Origin of the sequence: Lacrimispora sinapis, from assembly GCF_043633585.1 — a bacterium.
Lineage (GTDB): Bacteria > Bacillota > Clostridia > Lachnospirales > Lachnospiraceae > Lacrimispora > Lacrimispora sinapis.
In genome coordinates this window covers 1,493,489-1,506,787 of the sequence record NZ_CP141832.1, presented here as the reverse complement: position 1 = coordinate 1,506,787, position 13,299 = coordinate 1,493,489, and the positions used below count along the sequence as shown (strand labels likewise).

The window sequence follows — 13,299 nt, the reverse complement described above, 5'->3', positions numbered from 1 at the left end:
CTCTTTCCTGCTTTTGCTCTGTGAAATTATTTTATCATAACATAGGATGAATGCAAAGAAGACCATTTACAAAATCTTCCACAGAGTGCTATAATATGAGGTAAAATGCAATACTTCGGGAGGATCTGTCATGATCAAATTAAAGAATGTTTTAACGGCCTCTGCCAGGGTCTTTTTACTGGCTGCACTGATTTCCGCCACCGCTTCCGCTTCTGTCCGTGCCGAAGAAGAATCCGGACCTGCGTTTGCTCCTCCTGTTACGAAAGTTACAGCTCCCCAAATCGGTCCTGGCTTATCCAATTCCTCGAAATTAGTGGTAGTTCTGGACCCGGGCCATGGAAAAACCCAGGGTCACTACTCCGGATGCAGTTTTGAATATAACGGGGTCAAATATTACGAAGATGAAATCACCATGAAGATTGCAGCGTATACCAAGCAGTATCTGGAACAGAACACAGACTATGTGGTTTATTTAACGAAAGACAGCGCGGAAAAGACCGTTCCTCTGGAACAGCGGGCCGCTTTTGCTGCTTCGGTTCATGCCGATCTATTTGTCAGCCAGCACGTGGATTCGATCCCAGGCAACGGAATCACCCGCAATGCCTACGGCGTCAGCTCCATGGCTCCTAAGGCAGGCCGGTACAACAACGAGCTGGCCCTTCAGTCTCAGGAAGCTGCAAAAACCATTTTGGACCAGTTAAGTGCGCTTGGCCTTCATAACCGTGGTCTGATCCTCAGAGATTCGCAGAATGGAACCCATTTCGCAGATGGAAGCCTGGCAGATTATTATGCAATTCCACGCTATTCCCAGATGTATGGCATCCGCGGTTTTATCATTGAACATGGTTTCATAAACCACACCAGTGACTTAACTTTATTTCTTTCCACAGAAGATCACTACAAAGCCCTTGGGGAGGCGGATGCAAAGGGAATCATACAATATTTACAAAAAGCCGGAAAATGTAAGTTTACTCCGACGACCGATGCCCCTCAGGCTTCCCAAACCGACAGCCAGAAGGCCGGTGAATCAACAGGACCGTCTGCGGTTTCTCCGTAAAGCTCCTTCTATAACTCATAATCAAAACCCTCCTGCATAAAATATAGCATATGCTTTGCTATAAACCGGCAGGGGGGTTGATTTTGTCAAAAATATTAGATAATAATTACTACGATCTCATAATCAGTACTGCCTTGGCTCCTACCTATGACACCGGAGACAATATTACATACTTAAACAGGCAGAATTCCTTGCTGCATATCCCCATCGGCAACGCAAATCCCTGTGATTTAGGACGTCACTCTTACAGCAGTTTCCCTACACTCTTTACGCTGACCTCTACCGTCAGTCTGGAGAAATCAGGCGTCAATACGGTGCAGCAAAATCCTGCTCTTGCCCTGTTTGGAAGCGGCGTACTGGTGGCCATCATTGACACCGGCATCGATTACCGGCATCCTGCCTTCCAAAACAGTGATGGAACGACCCGGATTCTCTCCATATGGGATCAAACTATCCAGACCGGAACAATCCCTGACTCTTTTAACTTCGGATCAGAATACAGCAAAGAACAGATCAATGAAGCACTGAGTTCCGAGGACCCTCTTTCCATTGTTCCATCAACCGATCTCAATGGCCATGGAACTGCGATGGCCAGCATCTTAGCCGGCAGTCCAAACCAGGAACAATCCTTTCGTGGTGTTGTTCCTCAGGCTGAATTTATTATAGTGAAATTAAAAGAAGCAAAGGAGAATTTAAAAGCCGTCTACTTTGTACCCGAATCCGCCCTCTGCTATCAGGAATCGGACATTATCCTTGGGACCCGTTATGCGGTAGAAATTGCCGCCAATGCCAACCGCCCGCTTGTGATCTGCGTTGCACTAGGAAGCAGCCAGGGAGGCCACGACGGAAGAGGAGCCATCAGTGCCTATTTAGACCACCTTACATTACTCCCAGGTACTGCATCCTCTGTTGCTGCAGGCAATGAAGGAAACGATCAGAGGCATTATTTTAATTCAACTGCTGCCCCTCCTTATTATAATGATATCGAGCTGAGGGTAGGAAACAATGACACCCTGTTTTCTATGGAAATCTGGTCCTATTCTCCTGCCAGACTTACCATTGATATCTCTTCCCCGAACAGAGAATCCACACAGCCGATCTTTCCCACGATAAACCAGTGCAGAAGATTCAGCTTTATTTTCAACCAGACTACCATATATGTGAATAATATTATCTTTGAAGAAGAAACCGGGGACCAGCTGATTCTCCTTCGTTTCAGCAATCCCTTACCCGGCATCTGGTATTTACGTACTCAAAACCCGGAGAACGAACCTTTTTCGTTTCATTCCTGGCTCCCAGCCGGTCCGCTTCTTTCTAATGAAACCTTTTTTTTAAATTCAAATCCGGATACCACCATAACTTCGCCGGGAAATGCAAGACACCCTCTGACGGTGGCCGCCTATAATCAAAACAATGACAGCATCCTGCCGGAATCAGGAAGAGGATATACAAGAACCGGACAGATCAAGCCTGATATTTCCGCACCGGGTTTCCAGATCACCTGTGCGGTACCTGGAAATCAGTATGGGACCGCCACCGGCACCGGAGCCGCTGCAGCCCATGCAGCAGGCATTATCGCCATGGTCTTTGAATGGGCCATTGTCCGGGGCAATTATATAAGAATGACAGGAAATGATGTAAACCGGCTTATGATTAGCGGAGCCATCCGAAACGATGCGTATTCTTATCCCAATAACATCTGGGGGTATGGTCAGGTGGAAATCAACCGGCTGTTTGAACGGTTTACGAACCTCTGAATTCCAAGTAAGCAAAAAAATAAAACCTTCAAGCCGGCCTACTACTCAACCGCTTGAAGGTTTTCTTGTTTATTCTTCTACTACGAACATATCTTTACCTACACCGCAAACTGGACAAACCCAATCTTCAGGCAGATCTTCAAACGCTGTACCTGGCTCAATGCCGGAATCCGGATCACCGACCTCTGGATCATATACATATCCACATGGCTCACAAACATATTTTGTCATCCCAATCACCTCCTTTAACACAATGTGCTTCATTTATAGCATATTATACCATTAATATCAATAAGTTTATTCAATTTCTTACAGGATCTGGCAAGTTAGTTCTTTCTTCCTTATTAAAAATCTTCTCTCATAGGTGTGAAGATATCTACAAAATAAATTATCACAAGCGAACTATCAATTCCAGTTTTTCCAGACTTCCGGTTGGTACCCTACCGTTGCCAGCTTTCCGTTTCTCACAATGGGAGTTTTCAACACCTGCTGGTTTTCCAGAATCTTTTCATCTTTGTCCTCATCGGAAATATACCGGAGCAAGGTCAGCGTCTCCTGATCCCTGCAGTCCTTGGAAAGCATGGAATCTCTTCCGCCTACTGCCTGTTTCACGCTCTGATACTCTCCTTTGCTCATGCCCTTTTCTTTCATATCAATGAACTGGTACTTCACGCCCCGTTCCTTAAAATAGCGCTCTGCCTTTTTTGTATCAAAACATTTCCTGGTTCCAAAGATCTGTATATTCATGTTTTTATCTGCCTTTCAAACTTATCCTTGCGTACGGCTATTTTAACACAGCAAAGAGTCAAATTCAATAATAAGCCTATAAAAATGCCTGCAAAGTCCGGCGTACTGCTCCTGGCCCTGTCAGCATCCGGCTTAACATATCTGTGATTTTTGGGAAAAGTCCTGCTTTTACCAGATCCGTACCAAATATGACCGGATTTGATAACACACGCTCAAGGGCTGACCTGTCCGATAAGGCTTCTCCAAATTTTATTTCCTTTAACTGTTCTTTCAGCTCCGGCAGCATGGGATCGCTGCTGATCTCCATAGGCTGGCCTTTATCATCCACGCCCAACAGATACCGGAGCCAGCCGGCAATGGCAAGGGGAATGGCCGTCAAACGTTCCGCCTCCAACCTTTCATCTGCCAAATATGCTTTGATCGTCTCACCGAAGCGAATGGAAATCTTCTGGCTGGTGTCCGTAGCTATTCTCTGAGGAGTATCCGGAATAAATGGATTTGGAAGGCGGTATTCGATTACTTCCCTTATAAATTCCTTAGGGCTCAATATTCCCGGATCGGTCACCACAGGCAGCCCCTCCACATAACCAATCCGCTCTGCAAGTGCTTTCAGCTCTCTGTCCTTCATTTCAGCGGCAATGCTGGTATAGCCCAGCAGACAGCCGTATACCGCCAATGCGGTATGAAGCGGATTCAAGCAGGTGGTCACCTTCATGCGTTCTGTCTTGTTGACCGTATCCCGGTCAGTCATATAGACTCCCGCTTTTTCAAGAGCCGGACGGCCTCCCGGAAAACGGTCTTCCACTACAAGATACTGGGGAATCTCTGCATTGACAAAGGGGGCGATGTAGGTATTTTTACTGGTAATGACAGGTGCCATATCTTCAATTCCATCTTTTTCCAATGCTTTTTGTACCACCTCTGCCGGCCTTGGAGTGATCTTATCAATCATGGTCCACGGGAAGGAAATCTTTGATTCATCCTCCACCCAGGCTTTGAATTCGTCTGGAACAAATCCGGCCTTTCCCCAGGCCTCTGCAATGGAAACCACACTGGCTTTCAGTTTTTCACCGTTATGGCTGCAATTGTCCATGCTGACGAGGGCAAGGGGAAAGCCTCCGGCAAGATACCGCTTGAGCAGAAGTGCTGTCACCACGCTCATGGCATGAACTGCCTTTTGAGGTCCTTCTTCCATATCTTTTTTTACGATTGGGAATAATTCTCCCCGGAAATCTGACAGCGCATATCCTTTTTCCGTTATGGTAAAGCTCACCATTTGAAGAGAAGGATTGGTAAAGGCATTCACCAGGTATGCAAAATCCGGTTCGTTTCCTACAGCCGCCTTCACACCCTTTGCTACACTTGCAATCACTTCCCGTTCCATGGTTCCATCAGGCTTTAACCGGACCATCATGGTCATGTTGTCGTAAGGACGGTAGATTTTATCAATGATGTCGAAATCAAAGGTATCTGCTGCTATGATGCCGCTTTCCTCCAGCCCTTTCTCCAAAAGCTGCTGCTGCAATTGGGCGATAAACCCTCTGAATATATTTCCTGCCCCAAAATGAATCCATCTTGGGGCTTGATCCGTTGCCTGTACCATTTTTTCCCAGTCAAATTCCGGCAGCTTTACGGAAATATCCTCAAACGCCTTCCGGTTTGTAAGACAAGACCGATTCAGTTTCATATGATTTCTCTCCTATCCTTTCTTTTTGCGGGATTTGTCAACCGCTTCCCATAAGCCCAGCAGATAATTTGCACCAATGGCCCGGTCATACAGACCATAACCGGGACGCGCCTGCTCTCCCCAAATCATCCGTCCGTGGTCCGGGCGGATATATCCTTCAAATCCGGTTTCATAAAGAGCGTTCACAATCTCATACATATCAAGATCTCCGCAGGCAGAAAGATGAGCTGCCTCATCAAAATCTTTTTCTGAAATATGACGCACATTTCTAAGATGTGCAAAATGAACCCGCTGCATCCCTCCGAACTCCCGCACCATTGCCGGTATGTCATTGCTTAAATCGCTTCCCAGACTTCCGGAGCATAGGGTAAGTCCGTTGTAAGGACTGTCGTTTAGTGACAGAAAGGTACGGATATTTTCTGCGTTAGTTATGACCTTTGGAAGTCCGTAAAGCGGCCAGGGCGGATCGTCGGGATGAATGGCCATTTTAATATCATATTGTTCTGCATATGGAATAATGGCATCCAGAAAATATTTCATATTGTCCCAGTATTCTTCTCTGGTCATGCTCTGGTAAAATTCAATGTCCTGAGCCATGGCATGAAGCCGCTCCGGCTCCCAGCCCGGAAGAGAGTAGCCTCTTGCCTTCCCCTCCATGGCCCTTGCCATTTTCTCCGGATTCATCTGAAGCACCTCTTCGTGGCGGTAAGCCATCACAGTGCTTCCATCCTCTGCCCCATAAGCAAGATCACTTCTGGCCCAGTCCATGACCGGCATGAAATTGTAGCAAAGACATTTGACACCGACCTCTGCCAGGTGCTTTAGTGTCTTTTGGTATGCTTCGATGTATTTGTCCCTGGATGGCAGACCCTTTTTTATATCCTCGTGGATGTTCACGCTTTCTATCACTTCCATTTCAAGCCCTGCCTGATGGATCTCGTCTCTCAGCGCCTTTAAGGTTTCCAAAGGCCAGACTTCTCCAACCGGCACCTTAGGCAGACAGGTGGCTACTCCTGTAACACCGGGAGTCTGTCTGATCTGGCTCAAGGTTACGCTGTCGTCTCCAGCCGGGAACCACCGCATAATCATTTTCATCGTCTGATTCCTCCATTTTTTTATATTGTCCTTACGTTAAGTATATAACTTGTATACTAGTATTTCAATCTTTAATTTAGATAAATACGGAAAGATTTTTCAGGTAATCTGCACAAATTTCAGCAGAAATCCTGAAGAAACAGCAAAAATTCTGTATACAAAAAACGGCAATAGAAGGATCATTCCTTTTATTACCGCACTCATTTTCTAGTATGAAGAAAATCATTTAAAATATCCCGGATACGCTCTGCGTAAGGCCTCTTCGTCAAATTTATATCTGGATAAGTGATTTTCCATCAGGACTTTTGCTTTAATCCCGTCTTTTGCTGCAATGGCCTCCACGATCTCCTTATGGTCGGAAATGGTCTTTAAATCCTTGACCGCAGTCAGGGACATGCTGCGTATCCGGTCAAAATGTATGGTTATGCTGTCCATCAGATGATATACCTGATCCTTGCTGGTGATGTGAAAGAGCATCCGGTGGAATTCATTATCCAGCTCCAAAAGCTTTTTGGGAGACCGGTTTTCCATGTAAAATTCCTGGAGTCTTACGTTTTCTTTCAACGCCTCAAGGTCTTTTTCCGATGCCAGTTTACAGGCCAGCTCCACCACAGCGCACTCAAGCACCTCCCGCATAAAACGGGCTTCCTCCACCAGCTCGTAATCCACAAATGCAACCGCACTTCCTTTCTGCGGATAAACTTCAACGATCTTTACTTTGGAAAGTTCGATCAAAGCTTCTCTGACCGGCGTCCGGGAAAGCTTCATTTCGGCAGATAACTCATTTTCACTTAACATACTTCCGGGAATCAGATCAAGGTTAATGATATTATCCTTTAGCATCCGGAGCGCATACTCCCGTCCCGTTTCTTTTAAATTCCGTTCTGAAAGCCTCATATCATGACCCCCTTTTTTCATATGTTCTTAGAATAAGCCAAATCATTCCTGCTGTCAAGCACTGGTATACCAGTCAGAAAAAAAGAAAACGCCGCAGGAGCCAGACTCTTTTACGGCGTTTTTCTTCCTCTATGACTTTACCAGACTTCTTCTGAAATTTCTTTGACAAGTTTTAACTTCTCCCACTGTTCCTCTTCCGTCAAAATATTTCCTTCTTCCGTGGAAGCAAAACCGCACTGAGGGCTTAATGCCAGACGCTCCAGTGGAATGTATTGTGAAGCCTTGCGGATTTTTGCGATAATACGATCTTTCTCCTCCAGCTTTGGTGATTTTGTGGTAACAAGGCCAAGCACCACCTGTTTTTCTCCATCCACGTACTTCAGTGGTTCAAAATCGCCGGAACGTTCGTCATCATACTCCAGATAATAAGCAGACACATTTTCTTCTGAGAATAAATGCGGTGCAATCGGTGCATAGCCGCCGGAAGATGCCCATGTGGAATGATAATTTCCTCTGCATACATGAGTATTGATCACAAGATCCTCCGGCTGTCCCTCAATCACCAGATTGTTGACTCTCACGTATTTTCTCGCTTCCTCTTCCACGGATTTCTTTCCATTTTGTCTTGCTTCCCAGTATTTGGTGTCACAGAACATGCCCCAGGTACAATCATCAAACTGTACGTTTCTGCATCCTGCTTCATATAAATCTGCAAGTACGGTACGGTACGCGGCCGCAATATCCTGGATCAGGCTTTCTTCGTCTTGATAAAAGGTTCTGGTCTGTTCTAAGTTATCCCCTCTTTCCAGCTCTGCCAGGAACTGGGCCGGAGCCGGTATGGTCTGTCTGGCGGTCACAGTCTCATCTTCAAACAGCTTTACAAATTTAAAATGTTCCACAAACGGGTGATTTTCTCCTGAGATTTTACCGGTCAGCCCTGCAGTTTCTCCTCTGGTCACTTCCCCGTGAAAAGCATACCCCTGGGAAACCTCCTGTCTTTCTACGCCCTGGAGCCCCCACATAAAATCCAGATGCCACCAGCTTCTGCGGAATTCACCGTCTGTAATTACAGGCAGTCCAATCTCTTTTTGTTTCTCGATCAGCTCTCTTATGGCTTTATCTTCTGTTCTTCTTAATTCTTCTTCTGTGACCGTACCATTTTTAAAACCCTCTCTTGCCTCTTTCAAATACTCCGGTCTTAAAAAACTTCCCACGATATCAAATTTAAACGGTGCTCTTTTTTTCTTCTGGCTCATATTTTTATCTCCTTACATCCTTTATAATCTATGATATTTTCTTCCCTAATTGTAACTCAAAAAGGAGAATACGTATAATTCTATTAAATTATGACCTGGTATAGTTTTAAACTATATCAATTTGTGTTATAATACCAAAAAACTGATGCGGAAGGAATTAATTATGACCCTACAGCAGCTTCGTTACATCATTACCATTGTCAATTGCGGCTCGATCTCTGAAGCTGCAAAACAGCTATATATCACTCAGCCCAGTCTGTCCAATGCGGTGAAGGAACTGGAACAGGAGTATCATATCTCCATTTTCAACAGAACCTCAAAAGGGATCTCCCTTTCTCCGGATGGGTCCGAATTTCTTTCTTATGCCAGACAGATCCTGGAACAGACCGATCTTATGGAACAGCATTACCTGAACAAGAAGCCGTTAAAGCGGATCTGTTCCATTTCCACCCAGCATTATGCCTTTGCAGTCAATGCCTTTGTCAATCTCGTTTCCAGGCAGGAGCATGACGAGTACGAATTTACGCTTCGGGAAACCAGAACCTATGAGATCATCGAGGATGTGAAAAATTTCAGAAGTGAACTGGGAATTCTTTACTTAAATGATTTCAATGAGAAGGTGATGAAAAAACTCTTTAAAGAAAGCGGTCTGATCTTCCACCCCTTGTTTGAGGCTTCTCCCCATGTATTTATAAGCTCCTCCCATCCCCTGTCTTTGAGAGAGCTTGTGACCATGGAGGATTTAAAACCATTCCCATTTCTGGCCTTTGAGCAGGGAGAAAATAATTCCTTTTATTTTTCCGAAGAGATTTTAAGTACCGTTCCCCGAAAGAAGATCATCTACGTCAGTGACCGTGCCACGTTGTTTAACCTGCTGATCGGATTAAACGGCTACACCATATGCAGCGGGATCTTAAACAGCAACCTAAACGGCGATAACATCATTGCCGTCCCCCTTGGCACCTCTGAACATATGAGAATCGGCTGGATCACAAATCCCAAAGTCCATTTAAGCAGCTTTGCAGAAAATTATCTGGCTGAATTGAAAAGACTGATCCGCAGTAACGGACTGACCGTATGCAATGACGCATAAAGGGACAAAAAAGACAGTGTCTCCGAATTTTGAAATTCGTGATACTGTCTTTTTTGTTACCGTTCTGTAACCGGGCAGGTTTTATAGTTCAGACCTTCCCGAAAATATTTTACGATCTCATCAAACGCCGTTCTGACTTCCACACGGGGACCGGTAAGGATAAGGGTCCCGCTGAACCGATCCAGAAAACCGATGATCACATCCCCGCTTTTCACTGCGATATCCGCGGCAATGATAGCCGACTCCGGAGGTGTTATGTGAATGGTCCCGATGGACATTCCGGTAAAATCTGCTCCTGCATTGGTTCCAATATCCAGACCCAGATTTTTATATACAGAGGCCTCCGAGACGCCGATCACGTGTGCCAGCCTAATCTCCCGTCCGGCAACCGTAACATTGACCATACGCCTTGTCCTGCCGTTTCCTTGATCAAAGACCCTGGAAAAGAGGTTCTGCACACCTTCCTGATGTTCTTTATTATCTGTCATATTCCTACTCTCTCATCGAATCAGTTATTTCAGTTACAAATCCCATTCTCTTACGCCCTTTTCCTGGGCTTCCATAATTTTATCCCACGTCATTTCTTCCTTAGGCTCATTCAAATATTCCCTGAGAGCATCAATGCCCTCACCAGTCGTGCTGCTGACTGGAAAGATTTTTTCACAGCCGGCTTCCTCCAGCCATTGGCGGACCATGGATACATTGGCATTCGGGCAGTCGATCTTTGTAATGATTCCAATGACAGGCCGGTTGCAGGCGGTGGAAATACCAGGCGAAAACAAATTAAAAGGCTCATTGGCGCTGCAAAGCAGCCCAATGACATCCGATTCATAGGAAAAACAGCAAAGTCCCTGTAAGGACAGATTTTTGTTTTCCATATATTCCCCGGGAGTATCTATGGTGATATCCCAGTGATTGACATACTGGGTCTTATGATAGACAACCGGTTCTCCTTTTAAAGCCTGCGTAAGAGAGGTTTTCCCTGCTTCACTTCTGCCGCATAAAAACAATTTTTTCATAAAATCACCGCTTTGTAATCGGACAGGTAACATATCCTAAAGTGTTGTGAAAATATTCGACGATTTCTGTAATTGCAGCATTTACCTCTGCAATTTCTCCGGTTATGATCAAGGTCCCGCTGAACCGGTCGGCAAAGCCCAGATAGATATTTGCACTTTTGACTGCAATATCAGAAGCGATGACGGCGGACTCCGGCGGAGTCATATTCATAATGCCGATTGCAGAAGAACGGTAATCAATATCGGGGTTCAATCCCAATTTACGGTAAACGATGGGCAACGGCCCTCCAATGATATGCGCCAGTGTAATTTCTCTTCCGGCAACAGTTTCCTGAACAATGCGAATCTGTTCCCCATTTTCTTTTTCCATTATAAACACCTCTACATTTTTACTAAAAACCTGTCAGCTTAAATCATTATAACCATTGACCCCGAGGGGAATGTCAACGTCATTTTGACAAATTTCTTATGCTTTTTTCTCTGATTTGACCAGTTTTCCTGTCGTTCTGTTGGTTAAATTGTCATAATTATCATGTTTAATATAAATATTCAAAGAATAGTCAAAAAACTATTTCTGCCTTTATCTGCAGCATTGGCTATCTTGCGGCAGCCCTCTGCCCTTGAAGAAAAAACCTTCCCTAAAAGGGGAAGGTTTTTTCTCATTAATATCTCATTGGAATAACATTCATGTATTCTTCCACCGTAGCTCCCTTATAGAACATATCGATGATCTGTCTTCCCAATGGATTTAATTCTTCCGTGTTATACTGAGCAAGCTCCTGCTTAAAGAAATCGGTAAGGATCTTTGCGCCGGCATCGTATCCTTCCAGACCAACCTCATGCTGTGTTTCCGGTCTCAGGAACGCTCTGCTGATATATTGTCCGTCGATCTTTAAGGATTCCAGGCCAAAGCCCAATAAAGGACAGCGTGATTCTACCAGATGTTCCGGTTTGAATTTCGCACTTCCGCGGCGTGCAATATACTCTCTGGAAACCCACTGAGGCATAAAGCCCACTTCATATACCCCAATATGCTGATTTGGAATCAGAACGTAACGGGTATTGCTGGAGTTTACGATCTGGTCCAGAAGCAGATTTGCCTGAGTAACCTTTTTACCGGTTGCAAATGGCCAGTAAGAGCCGACCCCTTCACTGGTCATCTCCAGAGAATCAATAATACTCGGATTGTTATAGCCCCTTGGAGCTACCAGACGCCACAACCAGGCAAGGGCAGGGGGAAGCACCTGGAAGATTCCCATAATACCATACGATGGGTTCTCCTTAGTGCAAGCCGGTGTACGTACACCAAAGCTTCTTACATCCACTTCAACGGCACCGTCAATGGCCTTTTCAATCATCCTTCTTGGCAGAATGACTCTCGGGTTGGGACATGGTTTTCCGTTGGAGTCCATGATATGTTCCCATGGAAGGGCGGTGGCACCAGGAATGGCTTTCATATTCAGATAAACAAGCGGCTCTTCCGGCTGAATCAGCAGCTTTTCATACTGGGGAGAAGAACCGTAGTGCTTAATGTTATCAAGACGAAGGAACCAGGAGGACTCCGCATCGGTTACAACCAGCTTTTTGCTCTCATTCTGAATGGCAGGATGGCATAATGCCATATCATCGGTTACCGGAATTAAGTCGCAGGAATCGTTTAGAACCAGATAGCTTTTCTCTCCCGTCACCGTATTGGTACCCAGTAAGGCTCTTCCATCCATCTCTCGGTGAATGTCCTCGATCATCTCGCTCTTTCCGCCGCCTGAAGCGCCTTCATGCATGATGACGATCTCGTTGTCATAAGGGGTGATAACCTTTACGGTGGAAGCATGTGCGGTTACCCAGCCCTCAGACTCACCGATATTTAAAAGCACGCCGTAAATCCCCTTTTTCGCACTTGGACCCGGATACAAATTATAAGAATATACCTCATGGATCTGGTCCAGACGGTTATGGATCACAACCTGTTTTCCGTTAAAATGAGTATGACGGAATGGCGGTGCCAGATATACGATGGCTTTCAGATCAAACTCTTTGATATCATCAATATTTTCAAAGCCCTGTAAGTCTGCCAGTCCTGCAGCAAAAAAGCCTGCATTGATCGGAGCGATCAGGACAGAATCATATCCATATTCAACACCGCCGGACTTAAATGGGAAGAAAATCAGTTCCTGATCCTTCAGCCAGTCAAAGGTCTCCTTTCTCAAGGATTTAAAATCACTTTTATAAACATCCTCATATCTGGGTTTGTCTGTTGGTTTGTCATCAGCGATAATGGTACAGTTTGGATCACGCCTTCTCATATAGTCTTCCATGTAATTGACTACGATTCCATTGGTACAACGGGTAGCGATTGCTTCCAATACCATCCCCTTGCCTTTGACATCGTATTCAATATGGTATTCTTTATTTTCTGCATTCCCCATAGCAAGCTCCAGAAGTTCCGCTCTCGTTTTGGGAATTATGACTCCTTTTGAATGATCCAAAATTTCCAGTACATAGTCCGGCAAATTTAATTTACTTAAACATTGAAGCATTTTTTCCTCCATTCTTGTGCATGTTTATGCACATCTTTCGTTTGTTCTGAATAAAATTCAGATACATACGACGCTGTCGATTCTTTTTTCATTTCTGATGTATTACTAATCCCCTTTTGACTTTGAAAATAATGCTGACGTATTATTCTCCTAA

13 protein-coding genes are annotated in these 13,299 nt (G+C 45.0%); 3 read left to right on the top strand and 10 right to left on the bottom strand.

What is annotated here, in order from left to right:
• The first annotated feature begins 130 nt into the window (after positions 1-130).
• Complete coding sequence (locus VIG27_RS06875; RefSeq protein WP_394526471.1) at positions 131-1,057, top strand: N-acetylmuramoyl-L-alanine amidase family protein; 927 nt, start codon at positions 131-133, stop codon at positions 1,055-1,057.
• A gap of 83 nt (positions 1,058-1,140) precedes the next feature.
• Positions 1,141-2,814 (top strand): S8 family peptidase, encoded by a 1,674-nt coding sequence (locus VIG27_RS06870; RefSeq protein ID WP_394526467.1) that lies wholly within the window; start codon positions 1,141-1,143, stop codon positions 2,812-2,814.
• A 69-nt stretch (positions 2,815-2,883) separates the two neighbouring features.
• On the opposite strand, the gene rd is transcribed toward VIG27_RS06870, so the two are convergent.
• From rd to VIG27_RS06840, 6 genes are all read right to left on the bottom strand, one after another.
• Positions 2,884-3,045 carry a rubredoxin gene (rd, locus tag VIG27_RS06865; protein ID WP_394526465.1) on the bottom strand — a complete coding sequence of 54 codons (162 nt, stop codon included), beginning with the start codon at positions 3,043-3,045 and terminating at the stop codon, positions 2,884-2,886.
• 174 nt (positions 3,046-3,219) lie between these two features.
• Positions 3,220-3,561 (bottom strand): arsenate reductase family protein, encoded by a 342-nt coding sequence (locus tag VIG27_RS06860; RefSeq protein ID WP_394526463.1) that lies wholly within the window; start codon positions 3,559-3,561, stop codon positions 3,220-3,222.
• A gap of 76 nt (positions 3,562-3,637) precedes the next feature.
• On the bottom strand, positions 3,638-5,248 hold the full coding sequence (locus tag VIG27_RS06855) for a mannitol dehydrogenase family protein (protein ID WP_394526461.1): 1,611 nt from the start codon (positions 5,246-5,248) through the stop codon (positions 3,638-3,640).
• A 12-nt stretch (positions 5,249-5,260) separates the two neighbouring features.
• Positions 5,261-6,343, bottom strand: a complete 1,083-nt coding sequence (gene uxuA, locus VIG27_RS06850; protein ID WP_394526459.1) for a mannonate dehydratase — start codon at positions 6,341-6,343, stop codon at positions 5,261-5,263.
• A 222-nt stretch (positions 6,344-6,565) separates the two neighbouring features.
• Positions 6,566-7,240, bottom strand: coding sequence for a GntR family transcriptional regulator (locus VIG27_RS06845; RefSeq protein ID WP_394526457.1), 675 nt, complete (start codon positions 7,238-7,240; stop codon positions 6,566-6,568).
• Positions 7,241-7,377: 137 nt separating this feature from the next.
• Positions 7,378-8,496 carry a 5-methyltetrahydropteroyltriglutamate--homocysteine S-methyltransferase gene (locus tag VIG27_RS06840; RefSeq protein ID WP_394526455.1) on the bottom strand — a complete coding sequence of 373 codons (1,119 nt, stop codon included), beginning with the start codon at positions 8,494-8,496 and terminating at the stop codon, positions 7,378-7,380.
• 163 nt (positions 8,497-8,659) lie between these two features.
• Here VIG27_RS06840 and VIG27_RS06835 point away from each other — a divergent pair, with 163 nt between their 5' ends.
• Positions 8,660-9,589 (top strand): LysR family transcriptional regulator, encoded by a 930-nt coding sequence (locus tag VIG27_RS06835; RefSeq protein WP_394526452.1) that lies wholly within the window; start codon positions 8,660-8,662, stop codon positions 9,587-9,589.
• A gap of 56 nt (positions 9,590-9,645) precedes the next feature.
• On the opposite strand, the gene VIG27_RS06830 is transcribed toward VIG27_RS06835, so the two are convergent.
• The 4 genes from VIG27_RS06830 to VIG27_RS06815 form a co-directional block, all read right to left on the bottom strand.
• Positions 9,646-10,077 carry a BMC domain-containing protein gene (locus VIG27_RS06830; protein WP_394526450.1) on the bottom strand — a complete coding sequence of 144 codons (432 nt, stop codon included), beginning with the start codon at positions 10,075-10,077 and terminating at the stop codon, positions 9,646-9,648.
• 33 nt (positions 10,078-10,110) lie between these two features.
• Entirely contained in the window at positions 10,111-10,608 is a 498-nt protein-coding gene (locus VIG27_RS06825; protein WP_394526448.1) for a EutP/PduV family microcompartment system protein, read from the bottom strand.
• Between the two features lie 4 nt (positions 10,609-10,612).
• Entirely contained in the window at positions 10,613-10,978 is a 366-nt protein-coding gene (locus VIG27_RS06820) for a BMC domain-containing protein (protein WP_394526445.1), read from the bottom strand.
• A 292-nt stretch (positions 10,979-11,270) separates the two neighbouring features.
• On the bottom strand, positions 11,271-13,145 hold the full coding sequence (locus VIG27_RS06815; RefSeq protein WP_394526443.1) for a DUF4914 family protein: 1,875 nt from the start codon (positions 13,143-13,145) through the stop codon (positions 11,271-11,273).
• Positions 13,146-13,299 lie beyond the last annotated feature (154 nt).

Excerpts from the sequence above, each read along its gene's own strand:
- rd (WP_394526465.1), bottom strand. The coding sequence starts at position 3,045 with ATGACAAAATATGTTTGTGAGCCATGTGGATATGTATATGATCCAGAG.
- VIG27_RS06845 (WP_394526457.1), bottom strand. The coding sequence starts at position 7,240 with ATGAGGCTTTCAGAACGGAATTTAAAAGAAACGGGACGGGAGTATGCG.
- VIG27_RS06825 (WP_394526448.1), bottom strand. The coding sequence starts at position 10,608 with ATGAAAAAATTGTTTTTATGCGGCAGAAGTGAAGCAGGGAAAACCTCT.
- VIG27_RS06820 (WP_394526445.1), bottom strand. The coding sequence starts at position 10,978 with ATGGAAAAAGAAAATGGGGAACAGATTCGCATTGTTCAGGAAACTGTT.
- uxuA (WP_394526459.1), bottom strand. The coding sequence starts at position 6,343 with ATGAAAATGATTATGCGGTGGTTCCCGGCTGGAGACGACAGCGTAACC.
- VIG27_RS06855 (WP_394526461.1), bottom strand. The coding sequence starts at position 5,248 with ATGAAACTGAATCGGTCTTGTCTTACAAACCGGAAGGCGTTTGAGGAT.
- VIG27_RS06835 (WP_394526452.1), top strand. The coding sequence starts at position 8,660 with ATGACCCTACAGCAGCTTCGTTACATCATTACCATTGTCAATTGCGGC.
- VIG27_RS06830 (WP_394526450.1), bottom strand. The coding sequence starts at position 10,077 with ATGACAGATAATAAAGAACATCAGGAAGGTGTGCAGAACCTCTTTTCC.
- VIG27_RS06875 (WP_394526471.1), top strand. The coding sequence starts at position 131 with ATGATCAAATTAAAGAATGTTTTAACGGCCTCTGCCAGGGTCTTTTTA.
- VIG27_RS06815 (WP_394526443.1), bottom strand. The coding sequence starts at position 13,145 with ATGCTTCAATGTTTAAGTAAATTAAATTTGCCGGACTATGTACTGGAA.
- VIG27_RS06860 (WP_394526463.1), bottom strand. The coding sequence starts at position 3,561 with ATGAATATACAGATCTTTGGAACCAGGAAATGTTTTGATACAAAAAAG.
- VIG27_RS06840 (WP_394526455.1), bottom strand. The coding sequence starts at position 8,496 with ATGAGCCAGAAGAAAAAAAGAGCACCGTTTAAATTTGATATCGTGGGA.